The 17,839-nt window shown below is 64.4% G+C and carries 21 protein-coding genes; 11 read left to right on the top strand and 10 right to left on the bottom strand.

The features are described 5' to 3' along the window. Window positions 1–5: 5 nt before the first annotated feature. From hypE to QFX32_02605, 3 genes are all read right to left on the bottom strand, one after another. Window positions 6–1,001: a hydrogenase expression/formation protein HypE gene (gene hypE / locus QFX32_02615; GenBank protein MDI9632932.1), complete on the bottom strand. Its 996-nt coding sequence runs from the start codon at window positions 999–1,001 to the stop codon at window positions 6–8. After that, window positions 998–1,339 (bottom strand): hydrogenase maturation nickel metallochaperone HypA, encoded by a 342-nt coding sequence (locus QFX32_02610; protein MDI9632931.1) that lies wholly within the window; start codon window positions 1,337–1,339, stop codon window positions 998–1,000. Before QFX32_02610 ends, hypE begins: the two co-directional genes overlap by 4 nt. A 124-nt stretch (window positions 1,340–1,463) precedes the next feature. Then, on the bottom strand, window positions 1,464–2,543 hold the full coding sequence (locus QFX32_02605) for a GHMP kinase (GenBank protein ID MDI9632930.1): 1,080 nt from the start codon (window positions 2,541–2,543) through the stop codon (window positions 1,464–1,466). 153 nt (window positions 2,544–2,696) lie between these two features. On the opposite strand from QFX32_02605, the gene QFX32_02600 reads away from it, so the two are divergent. The 8 genes from QFX32_02600 (at window position 2,697) to QFX32_02565 (ending at window position 10,195) form a co-directional block, all read left to right on the top strand. After that, complete coding sequence (locus QFX32_02600; GenBank protein MDI9632929.1) at window positions 2,697–2,855, top strand: rubredoxin; 159 nt, start codon at window positions 2,697–2,699, stop codon at window positions 2,853–2,855. Between the two features lie 12 nt (window positions 2,856–2,867). Beyond that, the gene (locus QFX32_02595) at window positions 2,868–4,055 is read left to right on the top strand and encodes an FprA family A-type flavoprotein (protein MDI9632928.1); all 1,188 of its coding nucleotides are present in this window, start codon (window positions 2,868–2,870) and stop codon (window positions 4,053–4,055) included. Window positions 4,056–4,112: 57 nt separating this feature from the next. Beyond that, window positions 4,113–5,114 (top strand): uridine kinase, encoded by a 1,002-nt coding sequence (locus QFX32_02590; GenBank protein MDI9632927.1) that lies wholly within the window; start codon window positions 4,113–4,115, stop codon window positions 5,112–5,114. 67 nt (window positions 5,115–5,181) lie between these two features. After that, window positions 5,182–6,642, top strand: coding sequence for a potassium transporter TrkG (locus QFX32_02585; GenBank protein MDI9632926.1), 1,461 nt, complete (start codon window positions 5,182–5,184; stop codon window positions 6,640–6,642). Between the two features lie 68 nt (window positions 6,643–6,710). Next, entirely contained in the window at window positions 6,711–7,526 is an 816-nt protein-coding gene (cfbC, locus tag QFX32_02580; GenBank protein ID MDI9632925.1) for a Ni-sirohydrochlorin a,c-diamide reductive cyclase ATP-dependent reductase subunit, read from the top strand. Continuing rightward, window positions 7,510–8,538: a nitrogenase component 1 gene (locus QFX32_02575; protein ID MDI9632924.1), complete on the top strand. Its 1,029-nt coding sequence runs from the start codon at window positions 7,510–7,512 to the stop codon at window positions 8,536–8,538. Before cfbC ends, QFX32_02575 begins: the two co-directional genes overlap by 17 nt. Continuing rightward, window positions 8,525–9,679: a nitrogenase component 1 gene (locus QFX32_02570; protein MDI9632923.1), complete on the top strand. Its 1,155-nt coding sequence runs from the start codon at window positions 8,525–8,527 to the stop codon at window positions 9,677–9,679. The genes QFX32_02575 and QFX32_02570 overlap by 14 nt, the downstream gene beginning before the upstream one ends. Window positions 9,680–9,763: 84 nt before the next feature. Further along, complete coding sequence (locus QFX32_02565; protein MDI9632922.1) at window positions 9,764–10,195, top strand: hypothetical protein; 432 nt, start codon at window positions 9,764–9,766, stop codon at window positions 10,193–10,195. Window positions 10,196–10,223: 28 nt separating this feature from the next. Here QFX32_02565 and QFX32_02560 read toward each other — a convergent pair whose 3' ends face one another. The 3 genes from QFX32_02560 to QFX32_02550 are packed head-to-tail and all read right to left on the bottom strand — an operon-like array spanning window position 10,224 to window position 13,069. Continuing rightward, complete coding sequence (locus QFX32_02560) at window positions 10,224–11,339, bottom strand: isocitrate/isopropylmalate family dehydrogenase (GenBank protein ID MDI9632921.1); 1,116 nt, start codon at window positions 11,337–11,339, stop codon at window positions 10,224–10,226. Continuing rightward, window positions 11,321–11,815: a 3-isopropylmalate dehydratase small subunit gene (locus tag QFX32_02555; protein ID MDI9632920.1), complete on the bottom strand. Its 495-nt coding sequence runs from the start codon at window positions 11,813–11,815 to the stop codon at window positions 11,321–11,323. Before QFX32_02555 ends, QFX32_02560 begins: the two co-directional genes overlap by 19 nt. A gap of 3 nt (window positions 11,816–11,818) precedes the next feature. Further along, on the bottom strand, window positions 11,819–13,069 hold the full coding sequence (locus QFX32_02550) for a 3-isopropylmalate dehydratase large subunit (GenBank protein ID MDI9632919.1): 1,251 nt from the start codon (window positions 13,067–13,069) through the stop codon (window positions 11,819–11,821). A gap of 157 nt (window positions 13,070–13,226) precedes the next feature. Between QFX32_02550 and QFX32_02545 the strand changes: the two genes are divergently transcribed. The 3 genes from QFX32_02545 (at window position 13,227) to hisE (ending at window position 14,927) form a co-directional block, all read left to right on the top strand. Beyond that, window positions 13,227–13,970, top strand: coding sequence for an SIMPL domain-containing protein (locus tag QFX32_02545; GenBank protein MDI9632918.1), 744 nt, complete (start codon window positions 13,227–13,229; stop codon window positions 13,968–13,970). A 179-nt stretch (window positions 13,971–14,149) separates the two neighbouring features. Next, entirely contained in the window at window positions 14,150–14,602 is a 453-nt protein-coding gene (locus QFX32_02540) for a NusA-like transcription termination signal-binding factor (protein MDI9632917.1), read from the top strand. Then, on the top strand, window positions 14,589–14,927 hold the full coding sequence (gene hisE, locus QFX32_02535) for a phosphoribosyl-ATP diphosphatase (GenBank protein MDI9632916.1): 339 nt from the start codon (window positions 14,589–14,591) through the stop codon (window positions 14,925–14,927). Before QFX32_02540 ends, hisE begins: the two co-directional genes overlap by 14 nt. Here the strand turns inward: hisE and QFX32_02530 are convergent. From QFX32_02530 to dph5, 4 genes are all read right to left on the bottom strand, one after another. Continuing rightward, window positions 14,887–15,342, bottom strand: coding sequence for a bifunctional nuclease family protein (locus QFX32_02530; protein MDI9632915.1), 456 nt, complete (start codon window positions 15,340–15,342; stop codon window positions 14,887–14,889). The genes hisE and QFX32_02530 overlap by 41 nt on opposite strands. A 30-nt stretch (window positions 15,343–15,372) precedes the next feature. Continuing rightward, the gene (locus QFX32_02525) at window positions 15,373–16,404 is read right to left on the bottom strand and encodes a flippase-like domain-containing protein (GenBank protein MDI9632914.1); all 1,032 of its coding nucleotides are present in this window, start codon (window positions 16,402–16,404) and stop codon (window positions 15,373–15,375) included. Between the two features lie 103 nt (window positions 16,405–16,507). After that, entirely contained in the window at window positions 16,508–17,080 is a 573-nt protein-coding gene (locus QFX32_02520) for a DUF357 domain-containing protein (GenBank protein ID MDI9632913.1), read from the bottom strand. Next, window positions 17,077–17,826 carry a diphthine synthase gene (gene dph5, locus QFX32_02515; GenBank protein MDI9632912.1) on the bottom strand — a complete coding sequence of 250 codons (750 nt, stop codon included), beginning with the start codon at window positions 17,824–17,826 and terminating at the stop codon, window positions 17,077–17,079. The genes QFX32_02520 and dph5 overlap by 4 nt, the downstream gene beginning before the upstream one ends. Window positions 17,827–17,839: the final 13 nt, after the last annotated feature.

The raw sequence follows: 17,839 nt of genomic DNA, 5'->3' as shown, positions 1-17,839 counted from the left end.
CAGACCTAGCAGACGCGGGGGACGGGATCCCCCATCGGGGGCTCGATGAAGCGTTCCCCGCCGACCCCCGTGCGGAGAATGACCCCCGATCCCTCGACGACCTCCCCGACGATAGCGGCGTCCCTGCCGTACGGGTGGGACTTTATCGCGTCGAGGACGGCCTCCGCGTCTCCCGCGGCGACCCCCATCACCACCTTCCCCTCGTTTGCGACCTCGAGCGGGTCTATCCCGAGCAGCTCCGAGAGGCTCCGCACGCTCCTCTTCACGGGGATGTCCTCCTCCCTGACAATGACCCCTACGCCGCTCTTGCGCGCCATCTCATTGATGGCGCTCGCAAACCCGCCCCTCGTGGGATCCTTCATCGCGTGGATGTCGCCTGCCGCAAGAGCCTTCTCCACGACCCCCCAGATCGGCGCGACGTCCGACGACAGCTGCGACCCGAGCGCGAGCCCGGCGCGCTCCGCCATTATCGTCATCCCGTGGTCGCCGAGGGTCCCGCTCACGATGATCGCGTCGCCCGGGCGCAGGGTGCAGTCCCTGACAACCCGCTCCGCGATCCCTATCCCCGCCGTGTTCACGACGATCCCGTCGAGGGCACCCTTCTCGAGGACCTTCGTGTCCCCGGTCACGATGCTCGCCCCGCATTCCCCGAGGGCCTCGTCCATCGACCTCACGATCCTCTCGAGGTCCGCGGAGTCGAACCCTTCCTCGATGACCATGCTGCAGGAGAGGGCGACTGGTCTAGCTCCCATCACCGCGAGGTCGTTTACCGTCCCGCAGACCGCGAGCCTCCCGATATCGCCGCCGGGGAAGAACACGGGGCGGACGACGTGCGAGTCCGTGGTGAAGACCACGTTCTGCCCCCCGAGGGGAATGACCGCACCGTCGTCGAGCGCCTCGAGCCCGATGCCCCCCGCGTTCCGGTGCTCGAACCGCGTCAGTACCGCGAGGAGTTCGCCCATGACCTCTCCCCCCGCGCCGTGCATGAGCGTGACCTTCATTCCTCGTCCACCTCTATCTCCATGTGGGTCACGACGACCTCCCGCCCCTTCACGAGCTCGGGGAACTTCCCGCAGCGGGGACAGACGAACCGCTCAGTCCCCTCGTACCCGCAGCCGCACCGGGTCACGGCAGGGACGACCGACCACGTGAGCCGGGAAGATTTCATGAGGGGGTCATCCTCGACGAGGGTGTTGTAGAGGAACGATACCTGCTCGGGGTTGACCATCGCGAGCTCCCCGAACTCCACGTGGACCGTCCGGACGTCCCTTGCATCCCGCTCGAGGGCTGCCCTCCGGGCCGTCGCGTAGATGTCGTAGGCAATGCCGAATTCGTGCATGGGGAACGCACCATTCCCGCGGGGGATTCCCTCCGGGATTCCAGTCATACCTGTATGACCCCGCGCGGGAAAAAACATTCCGAAGTTCCCCTTTTCCCCGCGGCAGGGAAGGGACGCCCGGTTTTCACTCCTCCTGCACCGTGATCTCGAGGCCCCTGTTGTCCACGGCCGTCCTCACGGCGATGGAGAGACCGAGGTCCCCGACGATCTCCTCCACTTCCCGCTCCGGTCTCCCCGTGACGATCGCGATCGAGGGGCCGACCGAGCTCATCCCCACGAACTCGAGGCCCGCTGCCCGGAGCCTGTGCATGTAGTGGTAGATCTCGAAGCTGTGGTGTTCCACTTCCGCCCTCTTGGACCCGCGGAAATCGAATTCCCATATGATCTCGCCCATCCTCCGGAGATCCCCCCTCTCGAGGGCGGGGATGAAATCCATCATGATGAGGTAGGCCTTGAGCTCCCTGTCCCGGTAGTCGAGGGTCCGCGCCCTGTTCATGAGGAGGTCGAACTCCTTCGTGCCCGCCGAGGACGTGTCGCTCGGGGGAATCACGACGTAGACTTTCATCCCTTCCGCGAACGGGTGGTGGTAGACCAGGGTGAGGTCGTCGCCCATGATCGCCATCCCGCCGTGGGTGGAGACTGCCGGCCCGACACCCGTCTCGAACCCGAACGCGACGTTCCCCTCGACGGTCTCCTCGACGTAGTTGTACCCGACCATCTTCCGGAGCTGGTCAGGCGAGAAGGGCGAGCCGACAGCGCGGTTGAGCGCGTGGGCAAGCGCAATCATCACGGTGCTCGTGGAGCCTAAGCCCACGTGCTGGTACTGGTGGTCCCTCGCCACGACGGTAAAACCCCCGCTGTACCCGGAGACCTTCCTGAACACCTCGATGAAATGGCGGATGAGCGCGGGCCGGCTGTAATCGATATTTACCTCTCCCCCCGTGCAGGAGACCGTGACGGTGCAGTACAGCTGTATCGCGAAACCGACGCCACCGCCGCCGGGGCGGGACGGGGAGAAGCGGTTCATGTCGAGGACGGTCAGGTGTATCCGGGCGGGAGCCTTCGCGGTGACGGTACCGGGAAACGGGACGGGTGGCTTTTCGCACGCGATCCCGGCGGTCTTCACGATCTCCCCGGGCCGGAAAGTGACAAACTCGTACTCGACGAGGTCGAGGTCGCCCCCCCGTATCTTCATTATCGTCATGCGTGGAATCGTCCTCCTCTCACGTCGGGGCGCGGACCAAAAAAGCGTTTTGATGAATTGCTCCCGGTTTTCGTTCCCGCAGGAAAACAATTAAGCCTGCCCGTCCTCCACGATCTAATGCCTGATTCCGAGAATAAAGGCAGGATTTGAGGAATGGATTCGTACATATGCACGATATGCGGGCACGAGTACAGCCCGGAGAGGGGGGAACCCGACATGGGGATCCCGCCGGGAGTCGAATTTTCACGGTTACCTGAGGGTTGGCGGTGCCCCGTCTGCAAGGCAGCGCCGTCCCTGTTCCGGCGGAAGTGAGGAGGGGTCCGTGTGGCAGTTCGCGAGATCGTTCCGGGTATCCTCGCGGTAGGCGTACAGGATTTCGACCGGAGACTCTTTGATGCACTCATCCCCCTCCCCCACGGGACGAGCTACAACTCGTACATCGTGAAGGGGTCAAAAAAGACCGCACTCATCGACACAGTGGATCCCACAAAGGAGCTCGAGCTCGTCACGAACCTCGTCAAGGCAAGGGTCGAGAACCTCGACTACATCGTCGTCAACCACGCCGAGCAGGACCACTCGGGGTCCCTCCCGATGATCGCGGAACTCTTCCCGCGCGCGCAGATCGTCGTGAACGAAAAATGCAGGGACCTCGTCGTTCACCTCCTCGAGGTGGACCCGGCGCGGTGCCTCGTCGTCGGCGACGGGGAGAAGCTCGACCTCGGGGGAAAGACGCTCCAGTTCTTCATGACCCCGTGGGTCCACTGGCCCGAGACGATGGTCACCTACGCCGTCGAGGACCGCGTCCTCTTCTCCTGCGACCTGTTCGGGACTCACCACGCGGAGAGCGACCTCTTCATGGGCGACGAGCGGCTGTTCCACACATCCGCGAAGAGGTACTACGCCGAGATCATGATGCCCTTCCGCAAGAACATCCAGGAGCACATGGAGAAACTGAAGGGTATCCCGATCTCCATCATCGCCCCCAGCCACGGGCCGGTCCATTCCCGCCCAGAGGTCATCCTCGCCGCGTACCGGGACTGGATATCCGACAGCGTCAGGGACGAGGTCGTCGTCTGCTACGTGAGCATGCACGGGAGCACCGAGAAGATGGTCCGCGTCCTCTGCGACGCGCTCGTGGAGAGGGGGATCCGCGTCCTCCCCTTCAACCTCGTCGCCACCGACACCGGCGAACTCGCGATGGCCCTCGTGGACGCTGCGACGGTCGTCATCGGCACACCGACGGTCCTCTTCGGCCCCCATCCCCTCGCAGTCCACGCGACTTTCCTCTTCAACATGCTCAGGCCAAAGACGAGGTTCGTCTCGATCATCGGGTCGTACGGGTGGGCCGGGAACACCGTCGAGGCGCTCAAGGGGATGCTCACCCGCACGAAGCCAGAGCTGATCGAGCCCGTGTACATCAAGGGGACTCCCCGCGCAGAGGACCACAGGAAACTCGAGGAGCTCGCCGCCAAGATCGAGGAGAAACACCGTGAAATCGGGATACACGGGTAAGCACCTGCCACGAAGACGCGGCCGGGAGGGACGGGGGGCGACGGTGACTTGCCACGCGTGAATGATGGGGACGCCCGCGGAACGGGCGGGGGTTCCCCCCTCCGCGCGGCCCTCGATGCACGGGGCACCACGTACATCGTCGGTATCGCGGGGGACAGCGGTTCGGGCAAGTCGATGTGCGCAGCGGCGATACGGCACATCCTCGGGGACGATCTCGTCTCGGTCATCTCCCTCGACGATTACCACATCTACGGGAGGGAGGAGAGGAAGGCACTCGGGATAACCCCCCTCTCCCCGCGCGCAAATGACCTCGCGCGCCTCGAGCGCGACGTCGCGCGGCTCAGGGAGGGCCTGCCGGTCGAGAAGATGGTGTACGACCACGCGACGGGTCGCATCGTGGGACCGTTCCCGTTCTCGCCCAGGAAAATCCTCATCCTCGAGGGACTGCACGCGTTCTCCACCGAGAAACTCCGCGAGTATTGCGATTTCACGCTCTTCATCGATCCCGATCCCGACGTGAAGAGGGAATGGAAGCTGAAGCGCGACACAAAGAGCCGGGGTTACACCGACAGGGAAGTGAGGGATGAACTTGCCCAGAGGGCGAGGGACTACGCCGCCTACGTCGCGCCCCAGCGGCCCCTCGCGACCGTGGTCGCGGGGATATCGTTCTCCCGCTTCGGGAGGAACCTCGGGTGGGAAGAAAACGTCTACCGCGTCTCCCTCGGGTTCTCCCGCTGGGATTCCTACCCCGCGGGGGTATCCCTCTCCCTTGACATCCGCGGTCTCTTCCTCTCCCACGGGAGACCTTTCCTCCTCTCCTTCAGCCCTCCCCGCGAGGTGGCCGGGTCGGCTACCCTCGAACTGGACGGGTTCCTCCCGCAGGGGAGCGGGGGTACCCTCCTCTCGTTCCTCGAGGAAATTACGGGGAGGAACCCTTCCGCGGACGCAGGGGACGGCATGTTTCTCACGCCGACCACGTTCATGTACATCTTCCTGTCCGCGTGCATCGCGTCGCACATCGTGGGATTTTCCCGCGGCGACATTCCTTCCCAAGCGTGATAGGGAAAAGGGAATTCCCGCCGGGAAAACTTACATTACCCGGGAAGGGCCAAAGGATCCATCATCGATGGGCAGTATCCGTTATTTTTCGATCGTCCTCGGCGAGCTCGGTGAAATGCTCGTCTTCATGAGCCCCCTCACGCTCTTTCCCCTCCTCGTCGCCCTCCTCTGGGGAGAGTGGGAGATGTTCTTCCCCCTTGGACTCGTTCCCCTCATTTTCTTCGCGACGGGGTCCATCCTGAACGCGATCCCGCGGCAGGCCGAGGAGGTGAGGTTCTCTGCAGCCCTCAGTTCTGTCGCCCTCGTGTGGTTCATGTTCGCCCTCTTCTCGTGCATCCCGTTCATGGTAGTCCTCGATATTTCGTTCACGGACGCCCTCTTCGAGGCGATGGCGGGCTGGACGGGTACCGGCTTTTCCCTCCTCCCCGACTTGGACTCCGTGCCGCACAGCCTCCTCTTCTGGAGGACGTACATGCAGTGGCTCGGCGGACTTGCCATCATCTCCCTCTCGCTGTCCGTCGCGTTCCGGTCCAGCCTCGAGAACCTGCCGCTCATTAGGCCCGAGAGCAGGATGGAGCGGGTCATCCCGGCAATCGTCGCGAACGGGAAGGAGATATGGGCGGTGTACATCCTTCTCACCGTGGTCTCCGTGGGAATCATCACGATCGCGAGGGTGCCGCTCTGGGACGCGGTGCACCTCGCCCTCTCCGGGATATCCACCGGCGGTTTCCTGCCTGTCGAGGGGGGCATCTCCCACTACCACAACGCAGCCCTCGAGTTCCTCCTCATCCCCGTGATGATCATGGGATCCATCCCGTTCTCCCTCTTCTACATGACCTACAGGAACAGGAAAGTCTCCTTCTTCTCGGACGAGCAGGTGAGGATCCTCTTCTCTTTCCTCGCCTTCGCGTACCTCATCGTCATATCCGACCTCTTCTTCATCGCGAAGTACGCGCCCGCGGACGCCGTGAGGCAGGGTCTCTTCATGGCCACCGCCGTCATCAGCACGACGGGGTTCCAGAATGCAAACCCCGCCCTCTACCCCAGCGTGACGCTCGTCTTCCTCACGATGTTCATGTTCGTGGGGGGGTCGAGCGGGAGCACGTCGGGCGGTGTCCACCTCTCGCGCATCGCGCTCGGTTACAGAGGCATCGTGTGGTGGTTCAGGAAAGCGTTCGTGCGCAGCACCGTCCTCGTCCCGTTCCGGTACCAGGGGAGGAACATCCCCATCGAGGTCGCCGAACCCGAGCTCTCCAAGGGGATGCTCGTGATCATCCTCTCCGTCATCACCGTATTCGTCGCGACGATGGTCATCCTGCAGGTCCACATCATCTCGGTCGACGTCACGGTCCTCATCTTCGACATCGTCTCGGCACTGAGCTCCTGCGGCGTTTCCGCGGGGTACGTGAACCACTCGATGCCGCTCGTCTCGAAGTGGGTCTTCATCTTCGTGATGTGGCTGGGCCGGCTCGACGTCATCCCCGTCATCGTCCTCTTCACCGGCATCCTGAAGGGCGGGGAGCGGTGATCGCAATTCAAGTTTCCTGTTATTAATTTCAGAATACATAATTACGCGCCGTGCCCAACTGGTACCGGATGAAACAGATCGCCCTGTACGGGAAGGGGGGTATCGGGAAGTCGACGACGGCGGCGAACATTTCCGCGGCACTCGCCCTCCGGGGCCTCGACGTCCTGCAGATCGGGTGCGATCCCAAGAGGGACAGCACGAGGATGCTCGTGCAGGGGCGGCTGATCCCCACCGTGATGGACCTTGTTCGGGAGAGGGGGGATGCCGGGATATCGCGGGAGGACGTCGTTTACACCGGCTTTGCGGGCGTGAAGTGCGTCGAGGCGGGGGGACCGGAGCCCGGCGTCGGGTGCGCGGGAAGGGGGATCATCGCCACGTTCCAGGTCCTCGAGAGGCTCGGCGCACTCTGCGCGGACGTCGTCGTCTACGACGTGCTCGGCGACGTCGTCTGCGGCGGATTCGCGATGCCGATGCGCGAAGGGTACGCGCAGGAGGTCTACCTCGTCACGTCCGGCGAACTCATGTCGCTCTACGCGGCAAACAACATCTGCAAGGCGATCGCGCGCCTCTCTTCCCGGACGAGGGGGACCTGCAGGCTCGCGGGGGTCATCTGCAATGCAAGGGACGTCCGCGGGGAGGAAGAACTCGTCGGGGAGTTCGCCCGGAGGATAGGGAGCACGCTCGTCGGTTTCATCCCCCGCGACCCGGTCGTCCAGCAGGCAGAACTGAACAGGAAGACCGTCGTGGAATTCGCGCCGGAGAGCAGGCAGGCAGCGATTTACCGGGACCTCGCGGCAAGGATCCTCGAGAACCGGCGGATGGACATCCCCGTCCCGCTCGGGATGGAAGAGCTCGAGACCCTCGCGTATGAATTCACCCCTTGAGGGAGGGTGCACGCTCACGGGTGCGCTCTCCGTGACGACGGAGATCGAAGGCGCGGTCACCGTCATCCACGGCCCCGCCGGCTGCGCGCACCACAATTTCTCCCTCTTCCACGCGCTCTGCGCCGGGAGGGACGACCCGGTGCTCCCGGCGATCGTCTCCACTGACCTTTCCGAGAGCGACATCATCTTCGGGGGGGAGGAGTCCCTCGAAAGAACCATTAGGGAGGTCGCCGCGGCAGGGAACTGTTCCCTCGTCTGCGTCCTCCAGACGTGCGTTTCCGGCGCGATCGGGGACGACGTCGATTCCGTCTGCGGGGAGGATTACGGCGTTCCCGTGGTCCCGATCCCCACGGCGGGTTTCCTCGGCGGCGGGTTCCACGATGGCCACGTCCGGGCCCTCCTCTCCCTTGTTCCGCCCGCGCGCGGGGGAAAAAAGACAATCTCCGCGAACATTGTCGGCGAAAAAACGCTCGAATTCGAGAGGGAGGCCCACTACGGCGAGGTCTCCCGCCTCCTCTCGGCGATCGGTGTCCCCGTCTGCACCCGGTTTGTCTGCAGGTCGAGCGTCGAGGGGATCTCGCGCCTCCCGCAGGGCGCGGTCAACATCCTCAGGGACCCCTCGATGGTCGCGGTGGGGGAGCACCTCGAGGCGGAGTTCGGAACACCTTACGTGAGCTCGTTTCCCCTCGGCCCGTCGGGGACGATATGCTTCCTCGAGGAGCTGGGCGAGATCCTCTCCCTCGACGTCTCGACCGCCGTCGCGGGAGAAGAAGCCCGGCAGGAACGGATCTTTTGGGAGTTCCGCCACCTACGGGGGGAGAGGATACGGTTCGGCGAAGCGTCCGGGCACGCCGACTCCCTTGGAGCGTGCAGGGAGATCGCGGAGGCTGCAGGGATGGCAATCCACCCTTCGGGGAGACAAGTCCCCGTGCCGGACCCTTTCCCCGTCGGCACGGGCGGGATACGGAAGGTCCTCTCGCTCTGGAGGCGTGCCTGCCGTGCACGTGTGTGACGGTTCCCTCTGGCCCTGCGCGCTCACGGGGGCCGCGGCCGCCCTCGCGGAGACGGGGGGAGTGGGGGTTGTCGTCCACGGCTCGCTCGGATGCTACTACTACCCCGCTTCGGTGCTCCACGCCTCCCTGCACTGCACCTCCCTCTCCGAAAAGGACATCGTCCTTGGGACCCGCGATGCCCTCGCGAGGACGATCGACGCGATCGCCCACAGGTACGAGATGATTGCCGTCCTGTGCACGTGCGTGCCCGCGGTCACGGGCGAGGAGATCAGGGAGATCCTCGAGGAGAGGTACGGCGAAAGGCCGAGGTTCAGCGTCATCGAGACCCCCGGTTTCTCGGGCGGGTACGAGGAAGGGTACCGGAGGGCCACCGCGGCGCTCTGCGCCGGTCTCCGGGCGGATGGCGAGGGCGTGAACATCGTCGGCCTCTCGCCGTACGACCTCTCCTCGGCGGGAGATCTCCGGGAGGCACGGAGGATCCTTTCCGCGTGCGGAATCCCGGCGGGCGCGATCCCCGCAACCCGGCACTACGCGTACGGCCGGCCGCTCTCGCGGCTCAGGGTCTCGACGAATCCCGACCTCGACGTCCCGCTGGGAGAGGGGGCTGGCACCATCCTCGGCCTCTCCAACCTCGCACGTGCCCTCGAGAGGCTCGACCCGGAGAGCGAGTCTACCGCGGAGATACTCGACGACGAGATCCCGGAGGCAGAAGAGAAGGTGATCGCGGCCTGCGACCGGTTCCTGAGGCGATTCGATCCCCCCCGCGTCGCACTCTTCGGGCAGTGTCTCTCCATGCGCGAGATTGGCACCATGCTCGAGCGGTACCTCGATGCAGACATCCTCGTGGTCGGCTCGCGGAATGAACCCGTCCCGGGGAGGTTCCGCGTCGAGCCGGCGAGGAATTACGCATCGGTGCGCGATATCCTCTCGAGTGAATCCCCTGACCTCGTCCTAGGGTCCTCGTTCGAGAGGCACGCGTGCCCAAACGCCGCGTTCGTGGGGGTAACGCCGCCCCTCCGCGGCGTATTCAGGCTCACTCCAAGGCCCCTCGCGGGAATAGAGGGGACGCTCTCCCTCTTTGAATCGGTGCTGAACGCCTGTGCCGACCGTGCCGCGAGGAGTACCCGAGGGGGAACGTGACGGGGACGGCCCCGCGGGCGCGCACACTTTCACACCGCGCCCATCGAGGGTTTATATACCCCCCTCGCCAGAAGGTGGATCAGGATGACAAATACCATGAGACGGGCGGGATACCTCTGCAGGAACGGGTACAGGGTCCTCGACGGCGAGGGTGTCCCGAGGGAGGTCGCCCTCCTCTACATCCACGGTGCACGGCTCTGCATTCCCGTCGACGACCTCTCGGCGATCCTCGAGCAGGGGGCGACCGTAACAGTGTGGAAGGTCAAGCAGAACTGGATGGAGTACCTCGGGGGAGAGGCGGGCAAGGCCGCGCCTTCGCGCTCGGGAAAGGCCCTCAACATTACCCTCGGAAACGGCGACCGTTTCACGGTCTCCCTCGAGTCCCTGCGGGACGTCCTCTCCTCGAGGGAGAGGGTTGCACCCGTGGTGGAGCTCCCCGAGGAGCGGGGGATCGGCCAGCCGAGGAACCACGTCCTCTGGGACTTCGCGAAGGTCCCCTCGCCGTGCCCCGCGTGAGGAACGCGGGCATCACCCCCTCGTTTTCCTACATCCTCCGCACGAGGGCAGCGACGTAGTCCCCGACGTCCGATGTCCGGGCCGACCCGCCCATGTCCCTCGTCACGATCCCGTCCCTTATCGACTGGGCGACCGCGGAGAGGACGGCCTCGGCCGCCTCCCGCTCGCCGAGGTGGTCGAGGAGCATCGAACCTGCCCAGATCGTCGCCATTGGATTGGCCTCGTTTCTCCCCTTGTACTTCGGTGCAGACCCGTGGATAGGCTCGAACATGGATGTCCCCTCGGGGTTGATGTTCCCGCCGGCGGCAAGGCCGAGGCCACCCTGGATCATTGCCCCGAGGTCCGTGATGATGTCCCCGAACATGTTCGGCGTCACCACGACGTCGAAAGACTCGGGATTCTTGACGAACCACATCGTCACCGCGTCGACGTATGTAAACTCGGTCTCGAGGCCGGGGTGCGCCGCGGTCACCTCGGAGAAAACCTCCCTCCAGAGACCGTACACCTCGGTGAGGACGTTTGCCTTGTCGACAGACGTCAGTTTCTTCCTCCGCCTCTCCGCGAGGTCCGCCGCGTACGATATCACCCTCCTTGCCCCCTCGCGGGTGATGACCCCGATCTGGTACGCGACCTCGTCCGCGTCGCTCTCGCAGTCGAGCCCGAACTTTATGTTGTAGAGCGCCCTATGGACCTCGTGGAGGGCCCGGTCCCTGCCGCGGAACCTCCCGCCGACTCCCACGTAGAAATCCTCCGTGTTCTCCCTGACGACCACGAAGTCGATGTCCTGTGGTCTCTTTCCCGCGAGCGGTGATCTTGCGCCCTCGAGGAGCCGGACGGGCCTCAAGTTGACGTACTGGTCGAAGTAAAACCGCAGGGAGAGGAGGATGCCCTTCTCGAGGATCCCCGGTCGCACCCGCTCGTCTCCCACCGCGCCGAAGTATATTGCTCTGAACCGGGAGAGCTCGGAGAGGTCGTCCTCGGTGAGGAGCTCGCCGGTTTTCAGGTACCGCTCCGCGCCGATATCGAACTCCTCCCACTGGATCTCGAAGGAGAACCGTTCCGCGGCCGCGTCGAGGACTTTCCTTCCCTCGGCGACGATCTCGGGGCCTATCCCGTCTCCCCCGATCACTGCGACCCTGTACATGTCTCCACCCTCTCGAGTCTCCGCGCGTACTCGACGAGCCCTCCCGCGTCGATGATCTCCTTGAGGAACCCCGGCACCGGTTCGACCGGGAACTTCCTGCCACCCGACTCGACGTACCCGGAATCGAGGTGGAGGACGATCTCCGCGCCGTCCTCTATCTCGTCGGCACCGGGGCAGACGACGGGGAGTATCCCGACGTTGATCGCGTTCCTGTAGAATATCCGCGCGAAAGACCGGGCGATGATCACCCTCACGCCCGCGCCGAGGAGGGCGAGGGGAGCGTGCTCGCGCGACGACCCGCACCCAAAGTTCCTCCCGGCGACGATGACGTCCCCTTCCCTCGCATCGCGCGCAAACTCGTCCCTCGTCCCCTCGAAGGCGTGGGTGGCGAGGACCGCCGGTTCGTACTCGACGAGGTACCTCCCGGGTATGATCGCGTCCGTGTCGACGTTATCGCCGAACTTCCAGACCCTCACGCCTCACACCTCCCTTGGGTCCGTGATCTCCCCGGTGATCGCACTCGCCGCTGCCGTTGCCGGTGAACAGAGGTACACGGAGGCTTCCGTGCTCCCCTGCCGTCCCCGGAAGTTCCTGTTCGAGGTGGAGAGGGAGACCTCGCCCCGGGCAAGGAGCCCAAACGCCCCTCCCATGCACGGCCCGCAGCAGGGTGCCTCGACGAGTGCCCCCGCAGAGACGAACTTCTCTATTAGCCCCGCCCTCAGCGCCTTCAGGTACTCGGTCCTCGAGGCGGGGACGACGATGACCCTCACGTCGGGGTGGAATGCCCTCTCCCCGAGGACGTCGGCTGCCTCCTTGAGATCCTCGAACCTCCCGTTCGTGCAGGACCCGATGAAGACCTGGTCGATGCGTGTCCCCGCGACCTTGGAGACGTCGACCACCTGGTCGACGTTGTGCGGGACGGCGACACGCGGCCCAAGCCGTGAGACGTCGACCGTGTACTCCGCGCTGAATGGTGCCCCCCCGTCGCTTTCGAGCGGGAACGGCGCGATGTCCCTCTTCCCCGCGAGGTACTCCCACGTGACGTCGTCCGGCGGGACTATCCCCGCCTTTGCGCCCATCTCCACTGCCATATTGCAGCAGGTCATCCGTCCTGCCATCCCCATCTTCCTGAAGGTCTCCCCCGAGAACTCGATGGCCTGGTACGTCGCGCCGTCGGCCCCGACCCTCCGCACGATCTCGAGGATGAGGTCCTTTGGCCCGACCCTCCACGGGAATTCTCCCTCGGCCGTGACCTTCACGGTCTGCGGAACGCGGAAGTAGAGGGCGCCGAACTTCAGGACGAATCCCATGTCCGTCGACCCGATACCTGTCGCGAACGCGCCCGCCGCGCCGTACATGCAGGTGTGCGAGTCCGCGCCGACGATCACCTCGCCGGGAGCGGCGCGCCCCCGCTCCATCACGACCTGGTGGCATATACCCTCCCTCCCGTCGAGGTTCTCGATACCCTGTTCTCTCGCGAACTGTCTCAGGAAAGCGTGGTTTTCTGCCGCCGGGATGGAATCCGCAGGCACCTGGTGGTCGAAGAGGAGGAATACCCGGCGGGGATCGAATACCTTTTCCCCACCCATTTCACGGAATTTCTGGACGGCGAGGGGCCCGGTGATGTCGTGGATCATCGCGAGGTCGACAGGCACCATGACGACGTCACCTGCCTTCACGTCCCGCGAACACTTCCTTGAGAATATCTTCTCGACCAGCGTTGAGGCCATAAGGGAACGATCGAATATGTACGCCCTCTCCCTTCATGTAGCTTGGGACGGCGGGACGGGGCCAGAGACACAGGGGGGTTTCCACGAGCACGTATAACTGCGAACATTTTCGAAGTTTAGGAAAGATATTTGAATTTTACGGTGGATAACGGAGACCATGGAACCGAAACCACGTGCAATGCGGGTTGCCCTCGCCGGGCTCCTCGTCCTCCTCGTCGGGGCGGTGCTCGCGGGAACGGCAGCGGCACAGGGGGGCGACGAGAAGACCCTCGCGACGTCGGGCAGGGCCGAGACCATGGTCACGCCCGATCGCGCCGTCGTCACGGTCTCCGTGGTCACGGAGAACGCCGACGTGAAGGCCGCCCAGGGCGAGAACGCGCGGACAATGGACGGCGTGAAGGCCGCGATCGAGGGGCTCGGAATTCCGAGGAGGGACCTGAAAACAGTCGGGTACTCGGTCGTCCCCGTCTACGACGATTCAAAGGGCCTGTTCCGGCCGAAGGTGAAGTACTACCAGGTCACGAACAGCCTCCAGGTGACACTGAGGGACGTCACGCGGACCGGCGAGGTCATCGACGCCGCGGTCACGGCGGGTGCGAACCAGGTGGGATCGATCGGGTTCTTCGTGAGCGACGAGCTCGAGCAGTCCGTCCGGAACGAGCTGCTCGCGCAGGCCGTCAACAGGGCGTACAGCGAGGCCTCCGCGGTCGCGAACGCGGCGGGTGTCAAAATCACCGGCGTGAAGCAGATCACGGTGTCGGGGTACTATCCCCCGCGGATCTACGCGAGCAACATCGCGATGATGAGGGCAGAAACGGGGCTCGACGGTGTGCCGACGCCCATAGAGGCCGGCGAGGTGAAGGTCACCGCAGAGGTCAGCGTGGTCTACCTCATCGGGTAGCCTGGCCGGCGAGTCGCGGTGCGGTCACCTGCCCCCGCCGGGGGAGTCCCGCCGGACGGATTCCAAAGCCCCCCCCTCTTTTGCCGCCCGACGGTGGAAAAATCCACTCGTTCCCCGGCAACGTTCCCCGGCAAATGGTTTTAATCCCTCGTGCCGGGAACATATATACGGAAAACTCGATGGAGCGAACGATCGGATTCAAGGAAAGGCGATATATCGAGGAACTGCGGATACTCACGAAGGCAACTGCAATAGACTGTGTCATCGACGAGAAATACGGGCGCGTCATCTACGTCATCAAGCCCGGGGACATGGGCCTCGCGATCGGCAAGAAGGGCGAGAATATCCGCCGACTCCAGAAGGTGCTCGGCAAGAAGGTCGAGATGGTCGAATACTCCGATGACCTATTCCAGTTCATCGCGCACATGTTCAAGCCCGCGACGGTGACCGCGACGAGGCAATCCGCGGTCCCGGGCACGATCGACATCGTCGTGAAGCAGAAGGCAGACCTCGGCCTCGCGATAGGCAAGGGGGGAATCACCATCGAGAAGGCGCGGATCCTCTCGAGGAGGTTCGGGGGACCGGAGATCGGCGAGGTCCTCGTCGAGGAGGGAACGGGTGGCGCCCAGTGAGGGAACCCTCACCGCCCTCTTCGAGGTGATACGGGACCGCGTCGATCACCCGCGGCAGGGTTCGTACGTCGCGTCGCTCGTCTCGGACCCCAAGGGAATCGACAGGGTGCTCGAGAAGGTGGGCGAAGAGGCCACGGAGTTCATCCTCGCCGTCAAGAACGGGAAGAAAGAGGCGATCGTGGGCGAGGCGGCAGACCTCGTCTTCCACCTCATGATCGGTCTCCGGGCGGCGGGAACGGAGTGGGACGACGTGGTCGGCGAGCTCGAGGCCCGGCGAAAAGGCACTAGCTCCCAAGGAACGCGTCGAGATCCTGCAGGCCGGTGAGTTCCGAGAACCGGACCGACGAATCCGCGACGACCTCGTCGTCCACGAAGAGATCCGCGTTGCACCGGAGGGAGAGCGCGATGCCGTCGCTCGGCCGGCAGTCCATGCTCGTGCGCTGGTTGTCGTGGATGAATATCACGCGCGCGTAGTAGACGCCGTCCTCGAGCGAATCGATGATCATCTCCCGGAGTTCGATCCCGAACGCCTTCATGAACTCGACGAAGAGGTCGTGCGTGAGCGGCCGCGGGGGGATCTCCCCCTTCAGCGCGTTGCGGATGGAGATTGCCTCCCACAACCCGATGTAGATCGGGATGCACATGTCTTCGCCCGGGAGGGAGATGACGACTGCAGGTGATGCCCCGAGCGGGCCGATTGCCATGTAGACACCTTTCACGCTGCAGCGGATCGCTTCCATACCTGTGAGAGGATTGCTCCTGTCGTTACATTAAGGTTTATCGGCGCCGCTGCCCCGTGCCTCCCGGCGGACGATGGCGAGGGACCCGAGGAGCCCGAGCAGGATGTTGGAATAGTAGAGGATGCTGCGCCACAGCACGACGACTATCCCGATGAGGGCGTGGGGGATGTAGAGGCCGTACATCGTCGAGAAGAGGATCTCCGCGATGCCCGAGCCCCCGGGAGTGAGCGGGATCATCATGATGATGGCGATGATGAGCTGGATGATCATGGACTCGACGAGGATCGGGGGCTGGGAGAGTCCCACGAGGATGACAGAGACGATGATCGCCTCGAGGAACCAGAAGACCGCGGTGAAGACGAGCCCGAGGAGGAGACCCCTCTTCCCCTGCCTGATGAAGAGGACGAGTGTCGAGTGGAAGTTGTCGACCTCCCTGTCGATGCGGCGGGCATAGTACTCGGCCTTCTCCTTCCCCCGGAACCGCGCGACGTGCCGGGTGATTCCCCCGAGGAACCGCTTGAGGATATACGGTTTCTTCACGGAGTAGAGGAACATGGCGACGAGTGCCGTGATGAATATCCACGAGAGGTAGAGGAAGTAGCTGTAGATCGACCCGACCGTCTGCCAGATACTCCCGAGGACGAACATGAAGAAGGCCCCGCCCACGCCGAGCACGATCCCGTCGAGGATCCGCTCCGTGATGACGATCGCGGTCGCGTCCCCGACCTTCACCCCCGCGCGGTAGAGCTCGTGGACCCGCACGGGCTCTCCCCCCGCCTGCGACGGCGTGATGGCCGCGACGAGGAGATTTGCGTAGACGAGGTTCACGCAGTGGAGGAGCGGGACGCTGTACCCGAGGCCACGGCTCATGCACCATATCCGGAGGGACCAGAAGAAGAGCGCGAGGAGGTGGATGCAGAGCGCGAGGACGATGAAGAGGGGGTTCATCCGCTCGAGGAGCGTGAAGGTCGACGAGTCGACCGTGAAGAAGAGGATGAGCGCGAGCACGACGAGCGAGAACCCAAGCGACACCCACAACCAGCGTCTCTCGCTCTTCTCCATGGTCCTCACGCCGCCGGTATCGCGGGTTCAAGAAGCGTGATAGTTGGAGCTTCCCGAGCGCATAAAAGTTTACGATTAATCCGCGGAAACATTACGAGACCCCTCACACCGCGAAGAGCACGCGGTTGCCGGTGATCCTGAAGAGCCCCGCCCGGACCCCCGCGTCGAGCCACCCGTGGCCGTAGCTGTACGCGCCGAGCGCATTTCCGGCCATGCCCCGTGATGCAAAGGTGTCCCCGAATTCCAGGAGGACCGTGCAGGCGCAAAAGATGCGGTCGCAGGATGCACGCACCCGCGTGCCTTCTTCCGGGGCGGGGACCGTGCACCCGAGCGCCGCGCGCAGCATCTTCCCGTAACGGCCCGCCTTCTCCACCAGCCTGTCGCGCTCCTCCCCGGGGACCGCGACGGGTGCAAAGAGCCACCCGCACGAGTGATCCCCCGGCGAGAGGAGGCCGAGGGAGACCGCGGTGTCGAGCCACCCGAGCGCGTACGAGAAGGCCGCGAGCGCATTGACATGGTCTCCCCGCGAGAGGAAGAAGTCGCCGTCAGCGAGGTAGGACCTCGCCATCGCCTCCATCTCCCCCGCGAGGGCATGGTAAACGGTTCCCCGGGGCGGGTGGACTGCCGCACCATCCAGTCTCCGGGCGACAGCCTCCCTCCACGCCGCGATCGTCATAATCCCCCGAACACCTCGAGGTACTCCCTCTCCACGACGTGGAGGGAGCCCGGGACGACCAGAACGTGGAGGGGTGGACCGAAGTCGTGGGCGAATATCTCCTCCGCGGTCCCGGCAAAGACGTCAGGGTGCGGGGATCCCGCCCTCGCGATCCCCACGTAGAGGGGGATGGAAAAACCGCATCTCCGGGACATCTCCTCGAGAAGCCTGACACCTTCGTGGACCGTCATGCACCTGTCCCCGGCGATATCGAGGTACACGAGGGTGTGGAGATCACGCGCGAGATTCGCCGAGATGACCTCCGCGGGCGTCAGGGGAAACCAGTTCTCCCGCGGGAACGGGACCGAACACGACTTGCCGAAGCGGTAGTTCTGGAGGCCTGACAGACCGCACACGGCACTCGCGATGGAGGCCCCGTGGATGATCGCGGTCTTTATCCCCCTCCTGTGTGCCCTGATGCGGAGGTCGGCGTGGGTCGTCGAGACCATGGGATCGCCGCCTGTCAGGAGGACGACGTCCTGGTTTTCCGCCGCTTCGAGGATCACATCGGGAACCTCCTCTATCTCTCTCCTCCCCACGCACCTGATCTCCCTCCCAAAGTACTCCTCCATCTCCAGGATGGTTGTCCCCGCCAGCCGGGAGGTGTACTCCTCGAAGAAGACTATTCCGGCACGGCGGATCGCTTCAAGGCCCTTCACCGAGACGTCGCGGTGGTCGTACAGGCCCAGGCCAACGAACGTGAGCATTCCCACGCCTTTC

The sequence above is a fragment of the Methanolinea sp. genome (assembly GCA_030055515.1).
Classification (GTDB): Archaea; Halobacteriota; Methanomicrobia; order Methanomicrobiales; family Methanospirillaceae; genus Methanolinea_A.
This window is presented reverse-complemented; position numbering and strand designations above follow the sequence as displayed.